This is a genomic window from Mycobacterium sp. E3305 (genome assembly GCF_001666785.1).
Taxonomy (GTDB): Bacteria; Actinomycetota; Actinomycetes; order Mycobacteriales; family Mycobacteriaceae; genus Mycobacterium.
The window spans coordinates 1-20,771 of sequence record NZ_LZJA01000148.1; the positions used below are offsets into that span (position 1 = coordinate 1).

The 20,771-nt window shown below is 68.4% G+C and carries 19 protein-coding genes; 12 read left to right on the plus strand and 7 right to left on the minus strand.

What is annotated here, in order from left to right:
* Both A5701_RS13705 and A5701_RS13710 read right to left on the minus strand, forming a co-directional pair.
* The coding region (locus A5701_RS13705; protein ID WP_156670087.1) for a LysR family transcriptional regulator at positions 1-267 on the minus strand (267 nt) is incomplete at its 3' end.
* A gap of 9 nt (positions 268-276) precedes the next feature.
* Entirely contained in the window at positions 277-1,140 is an 864-nt protein-coding gene (locus A5701_RS13710; RefSeq protein ID WP_067754154.1) for an IclR family transcriptional regulator, read from the minus strand.
* A gap of 264 nt (positions 1,141-1,404) precedes the next feature.
* Here A5701_RS13710 and A5701_RS13715 point away from each other — a divergent pair, with 264 nt between their 5' ends.
* The 7 genes from A5701_RS13715 (at position 1,405) to A5701_RS27505 (ending at position 11,046) form a co-directional block, all read left to right on the plus strand.
* Positions 1,405-1,818, plus strand: coding sequence for a nuclear transport factor 2 family protein (locus A5701_RS13715; protein ID WP_067754190.1), 414 nt, complete (start codon positions 1,405-1,407; stop codon positions 1,816-1,818).
* Positions 1,819-2,637: an SDR family NAD(P)-dependent oxidoreductase gene (locus A5701_RS13720; RefSeq protein WP_067754160.1), complete on the plus strand. Its 819-nt coding sequence runs from the start codon at positions 1,819-1,821 to the stop codon at positions 2,635-2,637.
* Between the two features lie 260 nt (positions 2,638-2,897).
* The gene (locus A5701_RS13725) at positions 2,898-4,190 is read left to right on the plus strand and encodes a sodium:proton exchanger (protein ID WP_067754162.1); all 1,293 of its coding nucleotides are present in this window, start codon (positions 2,898-2,900) and stop codon (positions 4,188-4,190) included.
* A 117-nt stretch (positions 4,191-4,307) separates the two neighbouring features.
* A complete protein-coding gene (locus A5701_RS13730) occupies positions 4,308-7,463 on the plus strand; it encodes an adenylate/guanylate cyclase domain-containing protein (protein WP_067754193.1) in 3,156 nt (1,051 codons plus the stop codon).
* 42 nt (positions 7,464-7,505) lie between these two features.
* Positions 7,506-8,339: an SDR family oxidoreductase gene (locus tag A5701_RS13735; RefSeq protein WP_082954948.1), complete on the plus strand. Its 834-nt coding sequence runs from the start codon at positions 7,506-7,508 to the stop codon at positions 8,337-8,339.
* Between the two features lie 56 nt (positions 8,340-8,395).
* Complete coding sequence (locus A5701_RS13740) at positions 8,396-9,793, plus strand: DUF2252 domain-containing protein (protein WP_067754164.1); 1,398 nt, start codon at positions 8,396-8,398, stop codon at positions 9,791-9,793.
* Between the two features lie 95 nt (positions 9,794-9,888).
* Entirely contained in the window at positions 9,889-11,046 is a 1,158-nt protein-coding gene (locus A5701_RS27505; RefSeq protein WP_082950401.1) for a Zn-dependent alcohol dehydrogenase, read from the plus strand.
* Here the strand turns inward: A5701_RS27505 and A5701_RS13745 are convergent.
* The 3 genes from A5701_RS13745 to A5701_RS13755 all read right to left on the minus strand — a co-directional run bounded on the left by A5701_RS13745 (position 10,930) and on the right by A5701_RS13755 (position 15,066).
* Positions 10,930-12,573, minus strand: coding sequence for an NAD(P)/FAD-dependent oxidoreductase (locus A5701_RS13745; protein ID WP_067754170.1), 1,644 nt, complete (start codon positions 12,571-12,573; stop codon positions 10,930-10,932). The two genes, A5701_RS27505 and A5701_RS13745, sit on opposite strands and share 117 nt — an antisense overlap.
* Positions 12,570-14,363 carry an NAD(P)/FAD-dependent oxidoreductase gene (locus tag A5701_RS13750; protein WP_067754172.1) on the minus strand — a complete coding sequence of 598 codons (1,794 nt, stop codon included), beginning with the start codon at positions 14,361-14,363 and terminating at the stop codon, positions 12,570-12,572. Before A5701_RS13750 ends, A5701_RS13745 begins: the two co-directional genes overlap by 4 nt.
* Positions 14,364-14,439: 76 nt before the next feature.
* Positions 14,440-15,066, minus strand: a complete 627-nt coding sequence (locus A5701_RS13755; protein WP_067754175.1) for a TetR/AcrR family transcriptional regulator — start codon at positions 15,064-15,066, stop codon at positions 14,440-14,442.
* A 103-nt stretch (positions 15,067-15,169) separates the two neighbouring features.
* On the opposite strand from A5701_RS13755, the gene A5701_RS13760 reads away from it, so the two are divergent.
* Positions 15,170-15,838, plus strand: coding sequence for a TetR/AcrR family transcriptional regulator (locus A5701_RS13760; RefSeq protein WP_067754202.1), 669 nt, complete (start codon positions 15,170-15,172; stop codon positions 15,836-15,838).
* Here A5701_RS13760 and A5701_RS13765 read toward each other — a convergent pair.
* Together A5701_RS13765 and A5701_RS13770 are read right to left on the minus strand one after the other, a co-directional pair.
* Positions 15,762-16,241 (minus strand): DUF417 family protein, encoded by a 480-nt coding sequence (locus tag A5701_RS13765; protein WP_067754199.1) that lies wholly within the window; start codon positions 16,239-16,241, stop codon positions 15,762-15,764. The two genes, A5701_RS13760 and A5701_RS13765, sit on opposite strands and share 77 nt — an antisense overlap.
* 68 nt (positions 16,242-16,309) lie before the next feature.
* The gene (locus A5701_RS13770) at positions 16,310-16,780 is read right to left on the minus strand and encodes an SRPBCC family protein (RefSeq protein WP_067754177.1); all 471 of its coding nucleotides are present in this window, start codon (positions 16,778-16,780) and stop codon (positions 16,310-16,312) included.
* Positions 16,781-16,920: 140 nt separating this feature from the next.
* Here A5701_RS13770 and A5701_RS13775 point away from each other — a divergent pair, with 140 nt between their 5' ends.
* The 4 genes from A5701_RS13775 to A5701_RS13790 form a co-directional block, all read left to right on the plus strand.
* Entirely contained in the window at positions 16,921-17,742 is an 822-nt protein-coding gene (locus A5701_RS13775) for a mycofactocin-coupled SDR family oxidoreductase (RefSeq protein WP_067754179.1), read from the plus strand.
* A gap of 79 nt (positions 17,743-17,821) precedes the next feature.
* Positions 17,822-18,898 (plus strand): hypothetical protein, encoded by a 1,077-nt coding sequence (locus A5701_RS13780; RefSeq protein ID WP_067754182.1) that lies wholly within the window; start codon positions 17,822-17,824, stop codon positions 18,896-18,898.
* Between the two features lie 126 nt (positions 18,899-19,024).
* Complete coding sequence (locus tag A5701_RS13785) at positions 19,025-19,237, plus strand: heavy-metal-associated domain-containing protein (protein WP_067754185.1); 213 nt, start codon at positions 19,025-19,027, stop codon at positions 19,235-19,237.
* Positions 19,234-20,771, plus strand: a 1,538-nt coding sequence (locus A5701_RS13790) for a cation-translocating P-type ATPase (protein WP_156670088.1), incomplete at its 3' end; no start/stop codon positions are given. The genes A5701_RS13785 and A5701_RS13790, both read left to right, overlap by 4 nt.

Below are 20,771 nucleotides of genomic sequence, written 5' to 3' on the forward strand. Positions count from 1 at the left end.
GCTGCGCGCGGCCGCCCGCTGGAGCCGGCGCTTGGCATCGTCGGCCAGCGCCAGGATGCGGCGCGCGTCCGGAAGAAAAGTGCGCCCGGCCTCGGTCAATCGAACGCTGCGGCGGTCACGCACGAGCAAGTCCGCGCCCAGTTCGCGCTCGAGGGCGATGATCTGTTGCGAGAGCGCCGGCCCGGAGATGTGGACGCGTTGCGCGGCCCGGCCGAAGTGCAACTCCTCGGCGACCGCCACGAAATAGCGCAGCTGCCGCAATTCCATACGCGGAGCCTAGACGGCGCGCTCGACCGCGTCGGGTCGCGACGGGCCCGCGCTGATGGCGGTCGTTTCGTCGGTCAGGTGTTTACCGATGAGCCGGATCTGCCGCGCCGACAGCGGGCACAGCGGATGCACGGCCACCATCAGGGCCACCTGCCGTTCGTCGAACACCGGCGCGGCGATGGTCACCACGGGTTGCTTGCGCCGGCCCGGGTTGTCGTCGGAGAGGAAGCCGATCGTGATGAACTCGACGCGCAACTGATCCATGATGTGGCGCACCGGCTTCGGCATCTCGGCGCTGTCCAGCGTGCCGACGACCTGCGCGGCCTGGGCCAGCGCGGGCGTCGTCCAGTCGACGTCGAAGCCGCGCTCACGCGTGCGCTCGAGCACCTGCTCGAGGCGCCGGATGCGATCGGGGTTCTCGCCCGCGCCGCGGCGGATCCACGCTCGTTGCTCGTCCTCGTCGTCCCAGGCGGCGAGCGCGACCCCGAAGGGCGGTGCGTACGGGATGCGATCGCCGGGTATCCCGGACGGCTGGGTGGCGGGCTCGCCCTCAAACGCGGTGACCACCAACGAATCACCGAACCGCTCCACCACCGAGCAGGCGTAGCCGAACTCGCGGGACAACCGCAGCGCCGCGGAGCGGGCCGCATGCGCGAGCGGCCGGGCGGTGTCTGTCCGCGCCGCCACGACGGCCAGCGCGGGACCCAGGGTGAACGTCTTGGCGACCGGATCGCGGCTGGCCCACCCCCGGTCGCACAACGTCTTCAGGATCGCGTGCGCGGTCGCCTGGGTGAGGTCGAGCTCGCGCACGATGTCGGAGAACCGCAGCCGCGCATTCCCGGACCGGGCCAGCAGTTCGACTACATCGAGCACCCGGGCCGTCGGCGCAGACGTCGCTCCGCGGATGGCTTGACTCCTTTACCGCACGATTTAGAGTTGAGCGAACATTCGAGATTACATGTCGATTATTAGAGAAAGCTAACGCTTCTGCGCGCTGCGGTGTTGAGAGACGGCCGGTTGCAGGTCCGCGAGACGCCGGACCCCCAGCCGGGGGCGGGCGAGCTGTTGCTGCGCACCCTGAGCACCGCGATCTGCGCGTCCGCCGCGCATCGTCGTCCATCCGAACGGAGACGTGCCATGACCGAACGCGAAGACCGCCAGGACATCTCCGAGCTGCTGGTGCGGTACGCCACCGGGATAGACCGGCGCGACTGGCCGCTGTTTCGCACCGTGTTCACCGCGGACTGCGAGCTCGACTACGGGGAGATCGGGTCGTGGACCGGTGTCGACGCCGTCACGGAGTTCATGGATATGACCCACGCGCCGGCCGGGCATACCCTGCACCGCCTGACCAACCACGCCATCACGGTCAACGGCGACAACGCATCGGCCCGCACCTATGTCGATGCGGTGATCATGTTCGGCGACAACCAATCCGGCGTGAACGCATGGGGTTTCTACGACGACGAGATCGTGCGGACCGGGGATGGTTGGCGTATTGCGCGGCGTCGGTTCACTTCGGTGCGCATCACCACATTCGGGAGCCCTTAGATGACGTTCGCAACCAAGTACGGGCCCTGGGCGCTGGTGGCCGGCGCCTCGGACGGGGTGGGCGCGGCCTTCGCGCGCGGGCTCGCCGAGCGGGGCGTCAACGTCGTGCTGATCGCCCGCCGGCACGCCGTCCTGGACGAAGTCGCGGCCGCGATCCGCGGCGACACGTCGGTGTCCACCCGCACCCTCGCCATCGATCTCGCCGAACCGGGCGCGGCGGCGGCGATCGCGGCGGCGACCGGCGACCTGGAGGTGGGCTTCCTGGTGTACTGCGCGGGCGCCGACCCGAACTTCGAGCCGTTCCTGGCCAATCCGGTCGGAGTGGCCGAGGCGATGGTGCAGCGCAACTGCATGGTGCCGATGCAGTTGTGCCACCACTTCGCCGGTCCCATGGTCGAGCGGGGCCGCGGCGGCATCGTGTTGTTCGGGTCCGGCGCCGGCCTGGCCGGTGGGGCCAACATGGTCGCCTACGGCGCGACGAAGGCGTTCGACATGGTGTTCGCCGAAGCGCTCTGGGCCGAGTTGCACGACAAGGGCGTCGACGTCCTGGGCCTCATCCTGGGCAAGACCGATACCCCCGCGTTGCGGCAACTCGAGCACAGCCGCGGACAGATCGGGTCGCTCGACGAGGTGCCGCCGGGCGCTGCCGCCGTGACCGACGTGATCGCCGAGGCGTTCGGGAACCTCGACAACGGGCCGACACTGATGGTCGGCGACATGATGCGCGCCGCCGAACAAATGCTGGCGTCGCTAACCCGCAACCAGGCCGTCGAACTGTTCGCCCAGGCCGCGGCGGCGGCCATGGGGCCGGACACTTAGTCGCAACCTCCCCCGCTCGCGGGCGGTCGTACTGCATGGGGATGGATTGCGCTTCGCAAGGTTTGCCAAACTTCGAGATCAGGCCTGCCTAACTTTTCGCAGGCGCGCGCCTGGCCAGCAAAGATGCGTCGGCGTGCGTCCACGCTCCGCCGATCAACGACGTTGCTGGTGACGCGCTTCGCGGGTAGTTTAGGGAGGCGTTAGGCATGGCTAATCCAGGCGGAGCAGCCGCTCCATTCGCCACCCCTCCCGATCGAAGGATGACGATGCTCGCCACCGACAGGCCCGCGGGCGCCACCGCGACGGCAGAACGGTCGCGACGTCGCACCCTGACGCGCTCGGGATTGATCACCGCGGCGTTCGTGGCCCCCGCGGTGGTCATCCGCATCGTTGGGTTGCACCCCGACCCAGTCGCCGCCCTGCTGATCTACGGCGCCGCGGTCGTGTCGGCCAGTTTCTTGCTGGCCTGGGCCGCGGAGACCGCGCAGATCGATGTCTCCGGCGGGCTGGCGACGGCGATCCTGGCGTTGATCGCGGTGCTGCCCGAATACGCCGTCGACCTCTACTACGCCTACGTCTCTGGCCACAACGCCGAGTACACGCAGTACGCCGCGGCCAACATGACGGGCTCGAACCGGTTGCTGATGGGTTTGGGTTGGCCGGTTGTGGTGCTGGTCAGCATCGTCGTTGCCCGCAAGGCCGGCGCGAAGAACGCCACCGGTCTGGCTCTGCAGCCGACCAATCGCGTCGAACTCGGGTTCCTGCTGATCGCCGGTATCATCGCCTTCGCGATCCCGGCGAGCGGCCAGATCCATTTCGGCCTCGGGCTCGCGCTGCTGGCCTGGTTCGGCTTCTACCTGTACAAGATCGGCCACGGCGACGTGGAGGAACCCGACCTGATCGGGACCGCCGCCGCCCTGGGGGAGCTGCCCGATCGAGGCCGGCGCATCGTCGTCGTCGGCCTCTTCCTGCTGTCCGGCGCGGTGATCCTGCTGTGCGCCAAGCCGTTCGCCGACAACTTGGTCGCCGCGGGCACCGAGCTGGGCATCGATCGTTTCCTGCTGGTCCAGTGGCTCGCCCCGCTGGCCTCCGAAGCGCCGGAGTTCATCGTCGCCACCATCTTCGCCGCCCGGGGCAAGGGCACGGCGGCCATCGCCACCCTGATCTCCTCGAAGGTCAACCAGTGGACGTTGCTGATCGGATCGCTGCCGATTGCCCACCTCCTCGGCGGCGGCGGCTTCGCACTGCAGCTCGACCCGCGCCAGGTGGAGGAAGTGCTGCTGACGGCGACCCAGACCATGATGGGCGTGGCGCTGTTGTTGGCGCTGCGGTTCAACCGCGCCGCGGCGTGCACGCTGCTCGGCTTGTTCGTCGTGCAGTTCCCGATCGCCTCGACGCATGGCCGGCTGCTGCTCTGCGCCGTGTACACCGTGGTGGCCGTCGTCGCGCTGATCCGCTACCGCCGTCACCTGGCCGCCACCCTGCGGGCGCCGTTCTTCGGGACGGCAATCCGGCACACCGGTCACCCGCACCATCCGGAGCCAGACGCCTAGTCGCGGCCCTAGCGCCGGCCGTCCAGCAAAGTGCCAATACCCACGCTTCACCGGGGCAGGCCGCCTATTCTCTACAACTGGGGTGGTACGACCTGGATGGGTGGTGCTCACGTGACGATGTCCACCGTGGCGTGCCCATCATGCAGCGCTCAACTGCGCGCCACCGCCAAGTTCTGCGACGAGTGCGGATCGCAAGTCACGATCAGTCCGGCGGCCGCGGAGTACAAGCAGGTGACCGTACTGTTCGCCGACGTCGTGCACTCGATGGATATCGCCGCCACGGTGGGCGCGGAACGGCTGCGCGAGATCATGGGCGAACTCGTCGAGCGCGCAGCCGCGGTCGTTCAGAGATTCGGCGGCAGGGTGGACAAGTTCACCGGCGACGGGATCATGGCAGTGTTCGGCGCCCCAATCGCATTGGAGGACCACGCTTTTCGCGCCTGCCTTGCGGCGCTCGGGATCCAGGACGAGACCAGACGCGTGGCGGGCGAAGTCGCGCGCAGGGACAAGATCGAGCTGCAGCTACGGGTTGGCCTGAATTCGGGTCAGGTGATCGCCGGCGAGATCGGATCCGGCGCTCTGGGGTACACGGCCATCGGCGAGCAGGTGGGAATGGCCCAGCGGATGGAGTCGGTCGCGCCCCCGGGCGGGGTGATGCTCAGCGAGTCCACCGCGCGGCTGGTCGACGACGCCGCGACCCTTGCGGATCCAGAGATGGTGTACATCAAGGGAGCCAAGGACCCGGTCCCCGCTCGCCGCTTGATCGCTGCCACGAGCCAGCACAGCCAGCGCAAAGACCCTCATTTGGTCGGGCGCACATGGGAACTCAACACCATCGCCGGCATCCTCGATGAGGCGGTCGGCGGGGCAGGATGCGTCATCGATGTCGTCGGACCGCCGGGCATCGGCAAGAGCCGTACCGTCCGCGAATCGGCGGCATTGGCGAAGAGCCGCGGGATGGACGTCATCACCGTGTACTGCGAGTCCCACACCAGCGATATTCCGTTCCACGCGGTGACGGGGTTGTTGCGCGCCGCCCTCGGGGTCGACGGGCTGGGCGACGCGGCCGCACGGGCGCAGCTGGAAGCCAGGTTCCCGAACGCCGACAGTGAGGATCTCTGGCTGGTCGACGACCTGCTCGGCATTGCGGATCCCACGGTGGAAGCGCCCAACATCGAGGGTGACGCCCGGCGGCGGCGTCTCACCGCGCTCGTGACCGCCGCATGGGTGAATCGCCGTGGCTCGGCCCTCTATGTGATCGAGGATGCCCATTGGATCGACCAGGTCAGCGAGTCGATGCTCGCCGACTTTCTGACAGTGATCCGGCAAACCCGCTCGATGATGCTGATCACCTACCGGCCCGAGTATCAAGGCGCGCTGGCGGCGATTCCGGGCGCACAGACGATCGCGTTGCGTCCGCTGAACAACACCCAGACCGTGGCGCTGATCGGCGAATTGCTCGGCACCGATGCCTCGGTGCGCGGGCTCGCGGAAGTCATCTCCGAACGGGCGGGCGGCAATCCCTTTTTCGCCGAGGAGATCGTGCGCGACCTCGCGGAGCGGGGTTCGATTCGCGGCGAGCGCGGTTCCTACCTGCTCCACGGCGAGATTGCCGACATCACCGCCCCGCCGACATTGCACGCCGTCATCGCCGCCCGCATCGACCGCCTCAGCTTCCCGGCCAAACGCACCCTCTGCGCGGCCGCGGTGATCGGGACGCGGTTCAGCCCGGACCTGGTCAGCGCGCTGGGCGTCGAACCGGTCCTCGACGAACTGGTCAAGGGCGAGCTGATCGACCAGGTCGCGTTCACCCCGAAGGTCGAATACACGTTTCGGCATCCGCTGATCCGGTACGTGGCCTACGAATCGCAACTGAAGTCGGACCGCGACGAGCTGCACCGCCGGCTCGCCGCCCTGATCGAACAGCGCGAGCCGGAATCAGCCGACGAAAATGCCGCACTGATCGCAGAACACCTCAAAGCGGCGGGTGATCTGCATGCGGCCTTCGACTGGTACATGCGGGCGGGAACGTGGTTGAGACACCGCAACATGGCCGCCGCGCGGGCGAGCTGGCGGCATGCGCGCGACGTCGCGGACCGCCTACCCGCCGCCGACACCGAGCGAGCCGCGATGCGGATCGCGCCGCGGACGCTGCTCTGCGCCAGTTCCTGGCTGACCGGCGGCACCATGGCAGACACCGGATTTGACGAACTGCGCGACCTGGCGACCGCCGCCGGCGACAAGGTGTCGCTGGCGATGGCGATGGCCGGATGGCTGCCTGCGCTGATCGTGCACGCCCGGTTCGGCGAAGCCGCACAGTTGGCCTCGGAGCTCGAGAGCCTGCTCGACTCGATCGGCGACCCGACCTTGATTCTCGGGCTGCTCTACGCGGCGATGCCCACCAATCTTCAGCGTTGCGAGATGACCGAAGCCCTACGCATCGCGCAGCGGGCGATCGAGCTGGCCGACGGTGACGCGACCAAGGGCAATCTGATCATCGGCTCCCCGCTGGCCGGCGCGACAGTGCTCCGGGGCTGCGCCCGGTGCTTCCTCGGCGATCCGGACTGGCGGGTTGATCTCGATACGGGCGTGACGATGGCCCGCGCATTCGAACCGGCGTTGCGCGCGATCATGCTGCTGTTCAAGTACAACCTGATCCCCTACGGGGTCTGGTTGCCCGACGCGGCCTCCCTGCAGGAGACGGCCGAGATGCTGGACATCGCGGAGCGGTCCGGTGACGATCTCACGCTGGCCTGCGCGCGGTACGTGCACGGCGTCGCCCTGTTGAGCTACGACGGAGGCTCACGCGAAGAGGCCTTCGCCCTGCTTGCCGCCGCGCGTGAGGCCGCCTTGCAAGAGCGCTTCACGCTGGGCGCGGACACGCTGGTGAACCTCTTCATCGCCAATGAGAAGTTGCGCATCGGCGACCTTGACGCTGCGATCGACCTCTTGCGCCCCGCCATCGAAGAGCAATACGACAGATCCGACTTCCTCAGTCTCGGCGCCACCACCGCCGCGCTGGCAGAAGCGCTGCTGCGCAGGGGTGGCGCCAGGGACCTCCCTGAAGCGCAAGAGGCCATCGACCGGCTGGCGGCGATGCCGACCGAACCCGGATTCGTGCTGCATGACCTGTGGCTGCTGCGGATGCGCGCGCTCGAGGCGCGGGCCCGCGGCGACGGCGCAACTTATCGGGACTACCGAGACCGCTATCGCGCCATGGCCAATTCGCTTGGCTTCGATGGGCATATCGCGTGGGCCCGGGCAATGCCCTAACCCAGGTTCGCCCTCAATCACGCTGCGTATACGGTCCTCGGTATGACTCGAGTTTCGGTGATCACCGGCGGCGCGGGCGGCATGGGTCTGGCCACGGCCAGGATCGTCGGCCGCGACCACACCCTGGTCCTGTGCGACGTCAGGCAGGACCGGCTGAAGGCGGCGGCCGCGGCCCTGGAAGAGCTCGGCATGGTGCCCACGGCCGTCGACTGTGACGTCACCGACCGGGCGGCGGTCGTCGATCTGCTCCATACGGCCAAGGGTCTTGGCACGCTCGCGTCGGTCATCCACACCGCGGGTGTGAGCCCCAGCATGGGTCCCGCGGACTACGTCATGCGGACCAACGCGCTCGGCACGCTCTACGTCAACGAGGCTTTCTACGAAGCGGCCGGTGAGGGCGCCGTGATCGTCAACGTGGCGTCGATGGCGGCCCACGTCCTGCCCGCGGAAATGGTCCCGGTGGACCAGTTTCCGCTGGCGCTGCGCGATGCCGACGCCTTCCTGGAGGCGCTGATGACGACCTGCGACATCGTTCCCGAGGAAGCGCGATCCGGGATCGCCTACGCGGTCAGCAAGAGCTTCGTGAAGTGGTACAGCCAGTCGCAGGCGGAGAGATTCAACGGGCGCAGGCTGCGCATCGTCTCGGTTTCACCGGGGTCGATCGACACCGAGATGGGCAGGCTCGAGGAGCAGGCGGGCGCCGGCGCAATGGTGAGCAACGCCGCGGTCCCGCGGTGGGGTAAGCCCGAGGAGATGGCAGAGCTGCTTGCGTTCTGCGCCAGTGACAAAGCGGGCTACCTCACCGGCACCGACATACTCAACGACGGCGGCGTGATCGCCTCGATGACCGAGCGAGCCCGAGTCGCCGCCGGCTGAGGGCTTCGGGGTCAAAAGCCGACCCCGGCCCCGGCGTCGCTACCTATGCTGAGCGGATGCCGCAACGGGTGCTGCGTGAACGTCTGATCGATCTGGAAGAGCCGAGCAGGGATACGGCGCGCGGTCGGGCGCTGCGCAAGGAGGTGCCGCGGCGCGCGCTCGCACAACTGACTCCATCCGACCGGTCGGCCACCGAAATCCTGGTGGCTCAAAACGCCGGGCGCCTACCGGATCTCGTCCCGCTGCGGTTCGCCCGGATGCTCGCCGATCCGTTCTCGTTCTACCGCGGGTCGGCCGCGGTCATGGCCGCCGACCTCGCCGCCTGCCCGTCGAGTGGAATCGAAGTGATGTGTTGCGGTGACGCCCACGTGTCCAACTTCGGGATGTATGCCGCCCCGCACCGCTCAATAGTGTTCGACCTGAACGATTTCGACGAGGCGGCCGTCGCTCCGGCCGAGTGGGACGTCAAACGGCTGATCACCAGCGCGATCGTCGGTGGGCGCCATGCGGGTTACGGGGCCAAGGCAATCCGCCGCTGCGTCGAGCAGGCGCTGGTCGGCTATCGAACCAGCCTGCAGGCAATGCTCGCCATGGACGTGCTGGACCGCTACTACCTGCGGGTGGAACCGGAGCGCTACACCGAAACGGTGTCCAAGGGGTTGCTTGACGTGATCCAGAAGACGACGTCCCGGGCGCGCACCCGGACTTCGGCGCGAGTCTTCAAACAGCTCACCGAGATCGGCCCCGACGGCACACCGCGGCTGCGTGAGGCGCCACCGGTTTTGCAGCATGTCGATGAGGATGTCGAAGCGGTGCTGATGGAGTCGATACAGGAATATCTGGCAACCGTTCCCGCCGACGTCGCGCTACTGCTGTCGCACTTCCGGGTCACCGATATGGCGCTGCGGGTTGTCGGGGTCGGCAGCGTCGGCACCCGGTGCTACCTGCTGATCCTGGTGGGCCCCAGCGGCACCCCGCTGATTTTGCAGATCAAGGAGGCGACCCGATCGGTGCTCGACGAATTCGGCGGTTGGCCACAGCCGGCTACGCTGGCGGCGGCCGTCGGCGCAACGGGCCAAGGGATGCGCGTCGTCGACGGCCAGCGGATATTGCAGGCGATGTCGGACGTGTTCCTCGGGGCGACGCGCAAAGACGACCGCGACTACTACGTTCGCCAGTTCCATGACATGAAGGGCAGCGTCGACACCGAGGGAATGTCGGCCGATACCTTCGTCGATTACGTGACGGCCTGCGCGGTGCTGCTCGCCAGGGCGCACTCCCAAAGCGCGAACGCGTCGATGTTGCACGGATACTTCGGCACCGGTGACGGCGTGCAGAACGCGGTGGCCGAGTGGTCTTACAGCTACGCCGAGAAGTCGCTCGACGATTTCCACCAGTTGAGAGCGGCGGCCGCGGCCGGCGACATCGAGGTCGCCGCGAACCCTGCCCGATAAGTCGGACCGTTGGCCGGCGGGCCACCCTCGCAAAATCAATCAATTGATAGTATTTGTGCCGCGGTGAGGGCCCCATAGAAAGGCGGCACCAATCGATGCGAAGCCGCGCGGCAATCCTCTACGACTACGGCCGTCCGTGGTCGGTCGAGGAGTTCACGCTGGATCCGCCGAAAGCCGGCGAGGTCCTGGTGCAACTGGCCGCCGCCGGGCTCTGTCACTCCGACGAACACATCCGGCAGGGCAGGCTGGCCCCGCCGGCAGAGACGTTGCGCGCCATGGGATTACCCGCCATGTCGCCGGCCATCGGGGGGCATGAGGGTTCCGGTGTGGTGGTCGAGGTCGGCGCGGGCGTAGCGGGGTTCGCACCGGGCGACCACGTGGTGACGTCCTTCGTCGCGGTGTGCGGCCGGTGCAGGTGGTGCGCGTCGGGGATGGAGTACCTGTGCGACACGGGGTCGGGGACCCTGGCGCCAGGCATGCCGACGGACGGCACCTTTCGCCATCACACGGTCGACGGGCGGAACCTCGGCCACGTTTCCAAGATCGGCGCGTTCGCCGAACACACTGTGGTCGCGGCGGATTCGCTGGTAAAGATCGCTCCCGACTTTCCGCTGGTGCCCGCAGCGCTGCTGGCGTGCGCGGTTCCCACCGGTTACGGCTCGGCCGCCCGGCGTGCCGGGGTGCGGGGCGGTGACACGGTGGTGGTGATCGGGACCGGCGGAATCGGCACCGCGGCCGTTCAGGGCGCCCGCATCAGCGGGGCGGCCCGGATTGTCGCGGTCGATTCGAGCGACTACAAGCGCACCTCCGCAGCGAGATTCGGCGCCACCCATACCGCCGCGACGGCTACGGACGCGCTCGAGCTGGTGCGCGACCTGACCCGCGGCGTGATGGCCGACGCGGTCGTGGTGTCCCCCGCCATGATCGGCGATTCCGACGTCGCGGCGGCGCTGGCGCTCACCCGCAAGGGCGGCACCTGCGTGCTGACGGGGCTGCCCGCGCCGGCAACCAACTCGATCGCGCTCGCCCTGCAAGACTTCATCCTGATGAACAAGACGTTGTGCGGCACGGTGTTCGGGTCGTGCAATCCCAGGAGCGACATCGCGCTGCTGGCGACGCTTTACGAGTCCGGTCAGCTACTCCTCGACGAGATGATCACCAAGCGCTACCGGCTCGACGACATCAATGCCGCCTACGCCGACCTGAGCGCCGGCCACCTGATCCGGGGCGTGATCGACTTCGGCCTGCGCTAGCCCCGCCGGCCGCTTGTCGGTGCGGTGCGACCAGTCGCGCCTGCGCAGCCTCCACGTTCGCCGGGCGTACTCCAGTTCCGTGTATGGCCACTGGGTGACTATCCGGCCGGTGGGTGAGCGGAAGTAGCTGTCGCACTGGGTCCAGATGGTGCGCTCCAGGTCCGCGGAAAGCCGTTCGTTGTAGCGCTTTTCGGCTTCTCGGCGGACGTCGACATAGCCGCCCCTGCGCGCCACCCGGCCGACCGCGCTGGCGATCAGCCGCGCGCCCGCCTCGAGGATGTAGACGATCGAGTTTCCACCCTGGTTGGTGTTGGGGCCATAGAGCATGAAGAAGTTCGGAAAGCCGCTGACCGCGACGCCAAGGTAAGCGGTCGGGTCGTCGCCCCAACGCTCGTGCAGCCGGCGGCCCCCGGGCCCGATCACGTCGATGCCGGAGAGGTAGCGGGACGTTTCAAACCCAGTGGCCAACACGATCGCGTCGACGTCGACCCGCCGCCCCGCCTTGGTCAGCACGGCCGACTCGTCGACCCGCTCGATGGGGTCGGTGACCAACTCGACGTTGTCGCGCTGCAACGCCCGGTAGAACTCGTCGCCCAGCAGCACGCGTTTGCAGCGAAACGGGTAGTCCGGCGTCAACGCCCGGCGCAGTCGCTCGTCGGCAACGGTGCGTTCCAGGAACGACGTCGCGACCTGCGTGCGCGCCGTGACCACGGGGTCGTCGGCGAAGGTCGCGGTGTTGTCGTGCTGAAATTTCCAGATCTGCCAGCGGGTCCGGCGTACGGCCAGGGGGTTGCGGCGAAAGCGCGCCAATTCGCCCGCGCTGTAAGGGCGGTCATCCTTGGGCACCATCCACGGCGGTGTGCGTTGGAAGACGCTCACCCGGTCGGCGACCTTGGCCAGTTCGGGGACCGCCTGCACCCCGCTCGCGCCGGTGCCGATGACCGCCACGTTCTTGCCCGCCAGGCCGGCGTGGTGATCCCAGCGCGCGGTGTGCATGAGCGTGCCGGTGAAGTCGCTCAGACCCGGGATATCGGGAAGCTTTGGGGCACCGAACAATCCGACGGCGCACACGACCACGTCCGCGGTCAGGCTGGCGGTGTGCCCCGCCCGGTCGAGCCGGCATTCCCAGCCCCCGCCGTTCCAGCGCACCGAGCGCACCCGGGTGCCCAGCATCAGATGCCGGCGCAGATCGAAGTCGTCGGCCACCGATTCGAGGTATGCCAGGATCTCGGGTTGCCGGGCGTACGTACGGCTCCACGCGGTGTTGGGTGCGAATGAGAACGAGTAGAGGTGGCTTTGAATGTCGCAGGCGGCGCCGGGATAAGTGTTGCGCCGCCAGGTGCCTCCTACGCCGTCATCGCCCTCGATGATCACCAGATCCTCGATGCCGGCGCGGCGCAGCGCGACGGCGGCGCCGAGGCCACCGAAGCCCGCGCCGATGATCGCAACCCTGGGCGGGGGCCTGCGCCGAGTCGCCGCCCGCAGCCGGCCGACGCCGTAGCGCCATCGCGACCGCCGACTGGTCACGGCCCGGCCGTCCCGCCGCGAATCAGGTAACCGTTCATGTCGCCATCAGCCCGCCACGCCCCCAACATGTCGGCGTACTCGGTGGGTGCCCCGAAAAAGAAGCTGCCCTGACGAGTCTTGGCGTCCGCGTTGCCCTCCCGGTTGTAGTAGCCGGGGGTGCAGGTCTGAGCGCGCCCGGCACTGGCGGCCGACCGCATCACCACCGTGTCGACCCACGCGGCCTCGGCCTCGGGCGTGGCCTCCACTTCGGTGACGCCGCGCTCGAGCGCCCACGCGATGATCCACGCGGCGTGCGTCGCCTGCACGTCCAGCAGGTAGGGGAAGTTCACCGTCAGGCCCGCCTGGGCGATGCTTTCGATGAAGCAATTGGGAAAACGCGTCGTGCTCAGGCCCTGGTAGGTGCGCACGCCGTCGGCCCAGTGTTCGGTCAGCGAGACCCCGTCGCGACCGATCAACTCGAACCCGGTGCGGCGGCAGTAGTCGGTGCCCACCTCGAAACCCGTTGCGAAGATCAGGCAGTCGAGCTCGTAGGGCACGCCGTTGACCACCACACCGGACTCGGTGATGCGTTGGACCCCGCGGCCGCGGGTGTCGACCAGCGTGACGTTGTCGCGGTTGAACGTCTGCAGGTACTCGTCGTGGAAGCAGGGGCGCTTGCAGAAGTAGCCGTACCACGGCTTGAGCGATTCCGCGGTGGCCGGATCGGTGACGAGATCGTCGACGCGCGCCCGGATCTCTTCCATCTTGGCGAAGTCCGCGAGCTCGATGTCGCGGCCGCGTTGCGCCGGGTCCACGACGCCATCCCCGTCGTGGCGCATCACCGGAAGCTTGCGCGTGATGCTTGTCCAGGCGTCGGCGACCAGGTCCTCGTCGGCTTGGCCGCCTGCGGTCAGGATCTGGAAGTTCTCGATGCGCCGGCGCTGCCACCCGGGCCGTAACGTGTTGGCCCACTGTGCATCCGTGGCGCTGTTGGCCCGGACGTCGACCGACGACGGCGTGCGCTGAAACACGTAAAGGTGCTGCGCCGCCCTCGCGAGGTGGGGGACGCACTGGATCGCCGTGGCGCCGGTACCGATGATCCCCACGCGCTTGCCGGCGAGGTTCTCGAGGTTCTCGCCGGTATAGGCGTAGTCCCACCGGCTGGTATGGAAGGCGTGCCCGCTGAACGCGCCGAGGCCCTCGATACCGGGCAGCTTGGGCTTGGCCTGGTAGCCGTTGGCCATGGACACGAACCTGGCCCGCATCTCGTCGCGGCGGTTCGTGCGGATGATCCACCGCGATTCCTCGGCCGCCCAGCGGATCTCGTGTACATCGGTTTGCAGGCATGCGTCGCGGTACAGGTCGTAGCGCCGTGCGATGCGCTGGCAATGCGCGAAGATCTCCGGGCCCTTGGCGTACTTCTCGGTGGGGACGTAGCCGAGCTCTTCCAGCAGCGGCATGTACACGTAGGACTCGACATCGCAGGCAATCCCCGGGTACCGGTTCCAGTACCAGGTCCCGCCCACGTCGGCCGCCCGGTCGATGAGCCGCACGCTGTCGACGCCGAGCTGACGCAGCCGCACCCCCGTCAACAGCCCGCCGAATCCGGCGCCGATCACCGCGACGTCGACTTCGTCGGTCAGCGGCTCGCGCGTGAATTCACCGTCTGCCCAGGGGTCGTCGGCGAAGCGCGCGAATGCCCCCGCCGTCTCGACGTACTGAGCGATGCCGTCCGGGCGCAATCGGCGCGCGCGCTCTTCCGCGTATTTGCGTCGCAGCGCGTCGACGTCGAACGACACGGTTTCAGTCAAGGCCCGGTCCTCTCGTGGCCCGACTATATAATCAATCGCTTGATCATATCAAGGCGGTGCCGTGTCGGCCCCGCCGCTATCCGCGCCCGCCGGCGAACAACGTTCCGCTGATCATCTTCTTGGCCGAGTCGAGCGCGGCGTGATAATCGCGCGGCGGCGACGTGGCCCCCAACTCGACCAACCCGTAGATGAGCGCGTAGAGGGCCTCGACGACGCTGTCCCGATCGGAAGGCCGCGACAGTTCGCCCTGCCGGTAGCCGTCGTCGACGACGCCCTCGATGATCTCGCGGAAAGCCTGAAATCCCGTTCCCCCGTCCATGTGCCGATCGGGGCCGACCACTCCTTCGGCGCGGATGACCCACTCGAAGGCGGCGAGATCTGGATACTCGCGCATGAGCCGGCCCGATTCGTCGAGAACCGCCCCGATGCGGTCGACCGCGCTCCCCGGCCGCTCGGCGGCCGCCCGCAGCCGTGGCAAAGCGACATCGGTGCGCGCCGCGATCGCCGCCTTGATCAGCTCCGCCTTGTTCGGAAAGTAGTTGTAGAGGCTGGCGCTGGTGACATCCGCGGTGCGGGCAATCTCGCGAATCGTGGCTCGCGAGTAGCCCACCGTCGCCACACAGCGCATGGTGGCCACGATGATCCGCTGGCGGGTCTCCTCACCGCTGGCGCCGACGGGGCGTCCCCGCTGCGCCCGCGTCACCGTGTTCTCCGCACTCGCGCGTCCCGTCCGCAGGCTCTCGGCGCCTGACAGTGTCGAATATAATCGAGTGATCGATTTATTCGGGGTTCGTGCGGAGAACACGGTGACGCGGGCGCAGCGGGGACGCCCCGTCGGCGCCAGCGGTGAGGAGACCCGCCAGCGGATCATCGTGGCCACCATGCGCTGTGTGGCGACGGTGGGCTACTCCCGCACCACGATTCGCGAAATCGCCCGCGCCGCCGACATGACGAGCGGCAGCCTGTACCACTACTTCCCGAACAAGTCCGAATTGCTGGGCGCGGCCGTCGAGGACATCGAGCGGATCGCGGCCCCCCGGCTGCGGGACGCGGCCGCACAGGCCGACGACGTGGTCGAACGGCTGGTTGCGGTGTTGGAGGAGGCGAGTCGGATGATGCGCGAACATCCGCATCTGGCCGGCTTCGATCGCGCGGTACGCGCGGAGAGCCATCAGCATCCCCGTCGCGGCCGGCCGAATTATCCGGGGCCAAAGGCCCTGCGCCGAACCATCATTGAGATCCTCCGCGACGCCCAGACCGCCGGCGCGCTGCAGCCGGGCATCGACCCCCGGGCCGCCGCCGGCGCGATCCATGCGCTGGCTCGCGGCCTCACCGAGCGCGCGGCCACCCTGGACGCCGACGCCTACGCGGCCACGCTCGCTTCGGCGAAGGGGTTGATCAGCGGGACGCTGTTCGCGCGCCCAGCGAATCACCGCAGGTCCACACCGCGACGCCGATCAACACCAAATCCTTGAGCAGGAACTGGCCCGGTAACGCCGACAGCACGGGAACGCCATCCGCATGGGTCGCGATTACGCCGGGCGTGGTGAACAGGAAGCTCAGGGTGCCCAGGAACAGCAGCACCGCCAGCGCGCTGCCGGCCGCCGACGCGCGCGGCCACACCGGCCTCAGGGCGATCAGAACCGCGGCGACGATCTCCATCGTGCCCAGCAAGCGTGCGACGGCGGTGACGCTCAACACGTCGTAGATCCAGCTCATCAGCGGGCTGTGCTCGATCAGCACACGGGATTCCATCTTCACGTACTTCCCGAACCCGATCCAGGCCAGGACGATGACCAACCCGTACCGGCTGATCAGCTGGCCCGACAGCGTCAGGGACTGCGCCACACGGGAACCGGTGGCGACGGGCGCGGTCACGGATTCGATTTTGTCCACAGAGCAGCCACGAGAGGGCTCCCGATTTTGTTCACCCGCACGCAGAACCGTTATCCGGCGTAGCGATCCCGCAACTGAGCCAGCGTCGCTTCGATGCCGGCGGTATTCCCCTTCACCGCACCGATCAGCTGGTAGTAGTTCAGCGCATTCTTGACCGCACCGGCCCGGCTGTAGTCGAACGTCTCCGTGACCCGCGTCCGGCTCGGCGAAAGCGCCTCGAACTCCCAGCGCCACCGGTGCCCCAACGGATGACGCCATTCGACCAATTCGCCGGGTTTGAGGGCGGTCACCGTGCTGGTGATGCGATACGGCAGGCCGTACATCTTCATGTTGGTCGAAAACTTCGACCCCACAGCCATTTCCGCCGGAGCCTTGATGTTGGCTCGCACGGTACCCGACCCGTCCAACTCGCTGTGTCGCCGCGGATCAGCGGCCATCGCGTACAGCTCCGCGGCCGGCGCCGCCACTTCGACCGACCGGCTTACCTGCCGTGGACCCGCGTCGACAACGGTGACGGTCATAATCTTTCCTTTCGGCTGTCCGGCAGCGTCAGCTCGACGCTACGCTCGCCGAGTCGAATTCAGAACAGCGAAACGACCCGCCCTGCCAGGGACCGCATGGGCGTGGCGGAAGCCCCCGCCGAGAGGAGCCGAAACAACCCATGAATCAATCCATTTCGGGGAAGGTTGCGCTGATCACGGGCGCCGCGCGGGGGCAGGGCCGGGCGCACGCCGTACGCCTGGCCGCCGAAGGCGCCGACATCATCGCGGTCGACATCGCCGGGCCATTGCCGCCGAGCGTTCCCTACGATTCACCGACACCCGAGGACCTGGCGGAGACGGCAAGGCTGGTGAGCGCCAACGGCAAACGGGCGATCACCGAAGCCGTCGACATCCGCGACCTCGAAGCGCTCACGGCCGCCGTCGACAGGGCGGTGGGCGAACTGGGTCGCCTCGACATCATCGTCGCCAATGCCGGAATCTGCAGTCCCGCGCCGTGGGACCAGATCAGCGCCGAAGCGTTCCGCGACACCATCGACACCAACGTCACCGGGACCTGGAACACGGTGATGGCCGGCGCTCAGCACATCATCGACGGGGGCCGCGGCGGCTCGATCATCCTCATCGGTTCCGCCGCGGGCATCAACATGCAGTCGTTCATGATCCACTACACGGCGAGCAAGCACGCCGTCGTCGGGATGGCTCGCGCCTTCGCCGCCGAGCTCGGCAGGCACAACATCCGCGTCAACAGCCTGAACCCCGGCGCGGTGGCGACACCGATGGGCACCGGGCGCATGCGCGAAGCGCTGCACGCGGCCGCCGACACCTACCCGCACCTGCGGGGACTGCACAAGCCGCTACTGCCCGAGGGAATCGCCCAGCCGGAGGACATCGCCGACGCGGTCGCCTGGCTCGCCTCCGACCAGTCGCGGCTGGTCACGGCGACCCAGGTTTCGGTGGACATCGGCGTGGGCTACGTCTGAGGGTTTCCGCGCGGCAAAGCGCCCTTAGCCGCACCAAAAAGATTGCCGCTACCGCGTCAGGTCGATATGGTCGCTGCTCATGGGCGTGCTGAGCTTCGTCTGGCAACGTGTACTTGCCTTCGACCGACTTGGCGCGCGCATTCCCCAGCTAATCCAGACCTGGCTGACCGAGTTCTTCTTCGTGATGCCGTTGACGTTCTTCGTCGGCAAGGTGATCGATATCCGGGGCGCCATGGGCGTGCCCGGCACCGGCGAACGGCTCGACGGAACCTTCTGGGGAGCGCTCGTGGTGTCGCTCGTCTTCGGATTTTTCTTCGTCCGCTCGCTCGTGCGGCCGCGGATTGTGCAGGGGTCGTGGACACCGACGGTGCACGCCGATGTCGGGCCGGTGACCGTCTACGGGGGTAACCCCGCCTGGCGCGTGACCTATCCGTACCTGACCAGTCACCCGTCGTACGCGCTGCTCCTGCTGATCACCGCCCCGATCCCCGCCGTCATGTGGGCGGCCACCGCCAACCAGGGCGACAGCACGTTCTACTGGCGGGTGTGCGGCATGGCCGGCCTGACGATCCTCGCGGTCATGGCGCTGGCGCGGGTATTGGCTTGGTACGTCTTTCGATTCGGACGCCGCCGGCTCGACACGCAGCTGCGCGGCCTGGCGATCTCGCCACGCCGGCTCGGCTGGGAAATCCCTTGGAAGCCCGTCTTGGTCCTGGTGCTCTTGATGTACGCCATCGTCTGCGTTCCGTTGGGTGGGCTCTGGCTCAAGGAGCAACGAACGATCGCGGCCCTGCCGGTCGTCACCGTCGCCGACACCCAACATGCGGGCGAATACCGCAGGGTGAAAGGCGCCGTCGCCTCGGCGCCCGTCTACTGGGCGCCGCTAGGCCGGGGCCGTGGCGGCAACAACTACGCCGGGGCCGGCGTGCTGGTGACGCTGGCCACCGGCGGGGAGGCGCTGATGCTCGCCGATTCGATGGCGGTCCCGGACTTCAAGGGCATGATGGCGCGCGTCCACGACGGCGAGCTGACGGCCACCGGCAAGGTGATTGACGCCGTCACGGCCGACCAGCGCAAGTACTACGGCTTCGACGAGGGCGCGTTTCCGGCGCCCCCTGCCACGGGTCGGGTGCTGCTGTTGTTGTCCCAGCCCTGACGTCCCGTCCCGTGATCCGGCAGAATCGTGCTGCCACCAGCGTACGAACCCACTCATGATGGAGGTGACGCCCGAAGGTGTATCGCCATCGGGTATCCACCCGAGGCATCCACCGGAAGGAGGACCATGGTCACCAGCGAATACCGGGTCGACGGGATGAGCTGCGGCCACTGCGAGTCGGCCGTGCGGGACGAGGTCGGCCGCCTCCCTGGCGTGGAGCGCGTGGATGTCAGCGCCGACACCGGCAGGCTGGTCATCACGAGTTCTTCTCCCATCGACGCGGACGCCGTCCTCAGCGCGGTCGACGAGGCCGGCTACGAGGCCGTCTTGGTGGCATGAGCGCAGTGCCGGTGAGCCATATCGAGCTCGAGATCGCGGGGATGACGTGCGCGTCGTGCGCCGCCCGGATCGAGAAGAAGCTGAACCGGCTCGCCGGCGTCGCCGCCACCGTCAACTACGCGACCGAAAAGGCGGCCCTGACCGTTCCCTCGGGGTACGACCCGCAGCTGCTGATCGCCGCCGTCGAGCAGGCCGGATACACCGCCGCCCTGCCGCAGCGCCGGGAGGAACCGGCCCCCGGGAAGCGCGCCGGCGCCGATCTGGCGGCGCTTCGCACTCGCCTCATCACGTCGCTCGTGCTCGCCACCCCGGTGATCGCCATGGCGATGATCCCCGCCCTGCAATTCCGCTACTGGCAGTGGGCGTCGCTGGTGCTGGCCGCGCCGGTCGTGGTGTGGGGTGGCCGTCCCTTCCACGCCGCCGCCTGGGCCAATCTCCGGCACGGTGCCGCCACGATGGACACCCTCGTCTCGATCGGCACCCTGTCGGCCTTCCTGTGGTCGCTGTACGCACTGTTCCTGGGGACGGCCGGGGCACCGGGGACGCACGACCGGTTCGAACCGACCATCCGGCCCTCCGACGGTGCGGGCAACATCTACCTCGAAGTCGCCGCGGGTGTGACCCTGTTCGTGCTGGCAGGACGGTACTTCGAGAAGCGGTCCAAGCGGACGGCGGGCGCCGCGCTGCGCACCCTGCTCGAGCTCGGCGCCAAGGACGTCGCCGTGCTGCGGGGCGGCGGCGAGACCCGGATCCCGGTGGATCGCCTCACCGTCGGGGACCAATTCGTGGTGCGGCCCGGGGAGAAGGTCGCCACCGACGGCGTCGTGGTCTCGGGCTCCTCGGCCGTGGACGTCTCGATGCTCACCGGGGAGTCCGTTCCCGTCGAGGTCGGCCCGGGCGACGGCGTCACGGGCGCCACCGTCAACGTCGGCGGACGCCTCGTCGTGCGCGCCACCCGCGTCGGCGATGACACGCAACTGGCGCACATGGCCAAGCTGGTCGAGGAGGCGCAGTCGGGCAAGGCCGAGGTCCAGCGGCTCGCCGACCGCATCTCCAGTGTGTTCGTCCCGGTGGTCATCGGCATCGCCCTCGCGACGCTCGGCGCATGGCTCGCGCTCGGGTTCCCGGCCACCGCGGCGCTGACCGCGGCCGTCGCGGTGCTGATCATCGCCTGCCCGTGCGCGCTCGGGCTGGCGACCCCGACGGCCCTGCTGGTCGGAACCGGCCGCGCGGCCCAGCTCGGCGTGCTGATCAAAGGGCCGGAAGTCCTGGAATCCACCCGCCGCGTCGACACGATCGTGCTGGACAAGACGGGCACCGTCACCACCGGGAAGATGACCCTCCTCGACGTGGTCGGCGCCGACCGGACCGACCGCGCGGCACTGCTGCGCTACGCCGGGGCGCTCGAGGATGCCTCCGAGCATCCCATCGCCCGGGCCATCGCCAAGGCCGCCAAGGCCGAGCTGGGCCGGCTGCCCGCGGCCGAGGGATTCACCAGTTCCGAGGGCAACGGCGTGCGGGGCATCGTCGACGG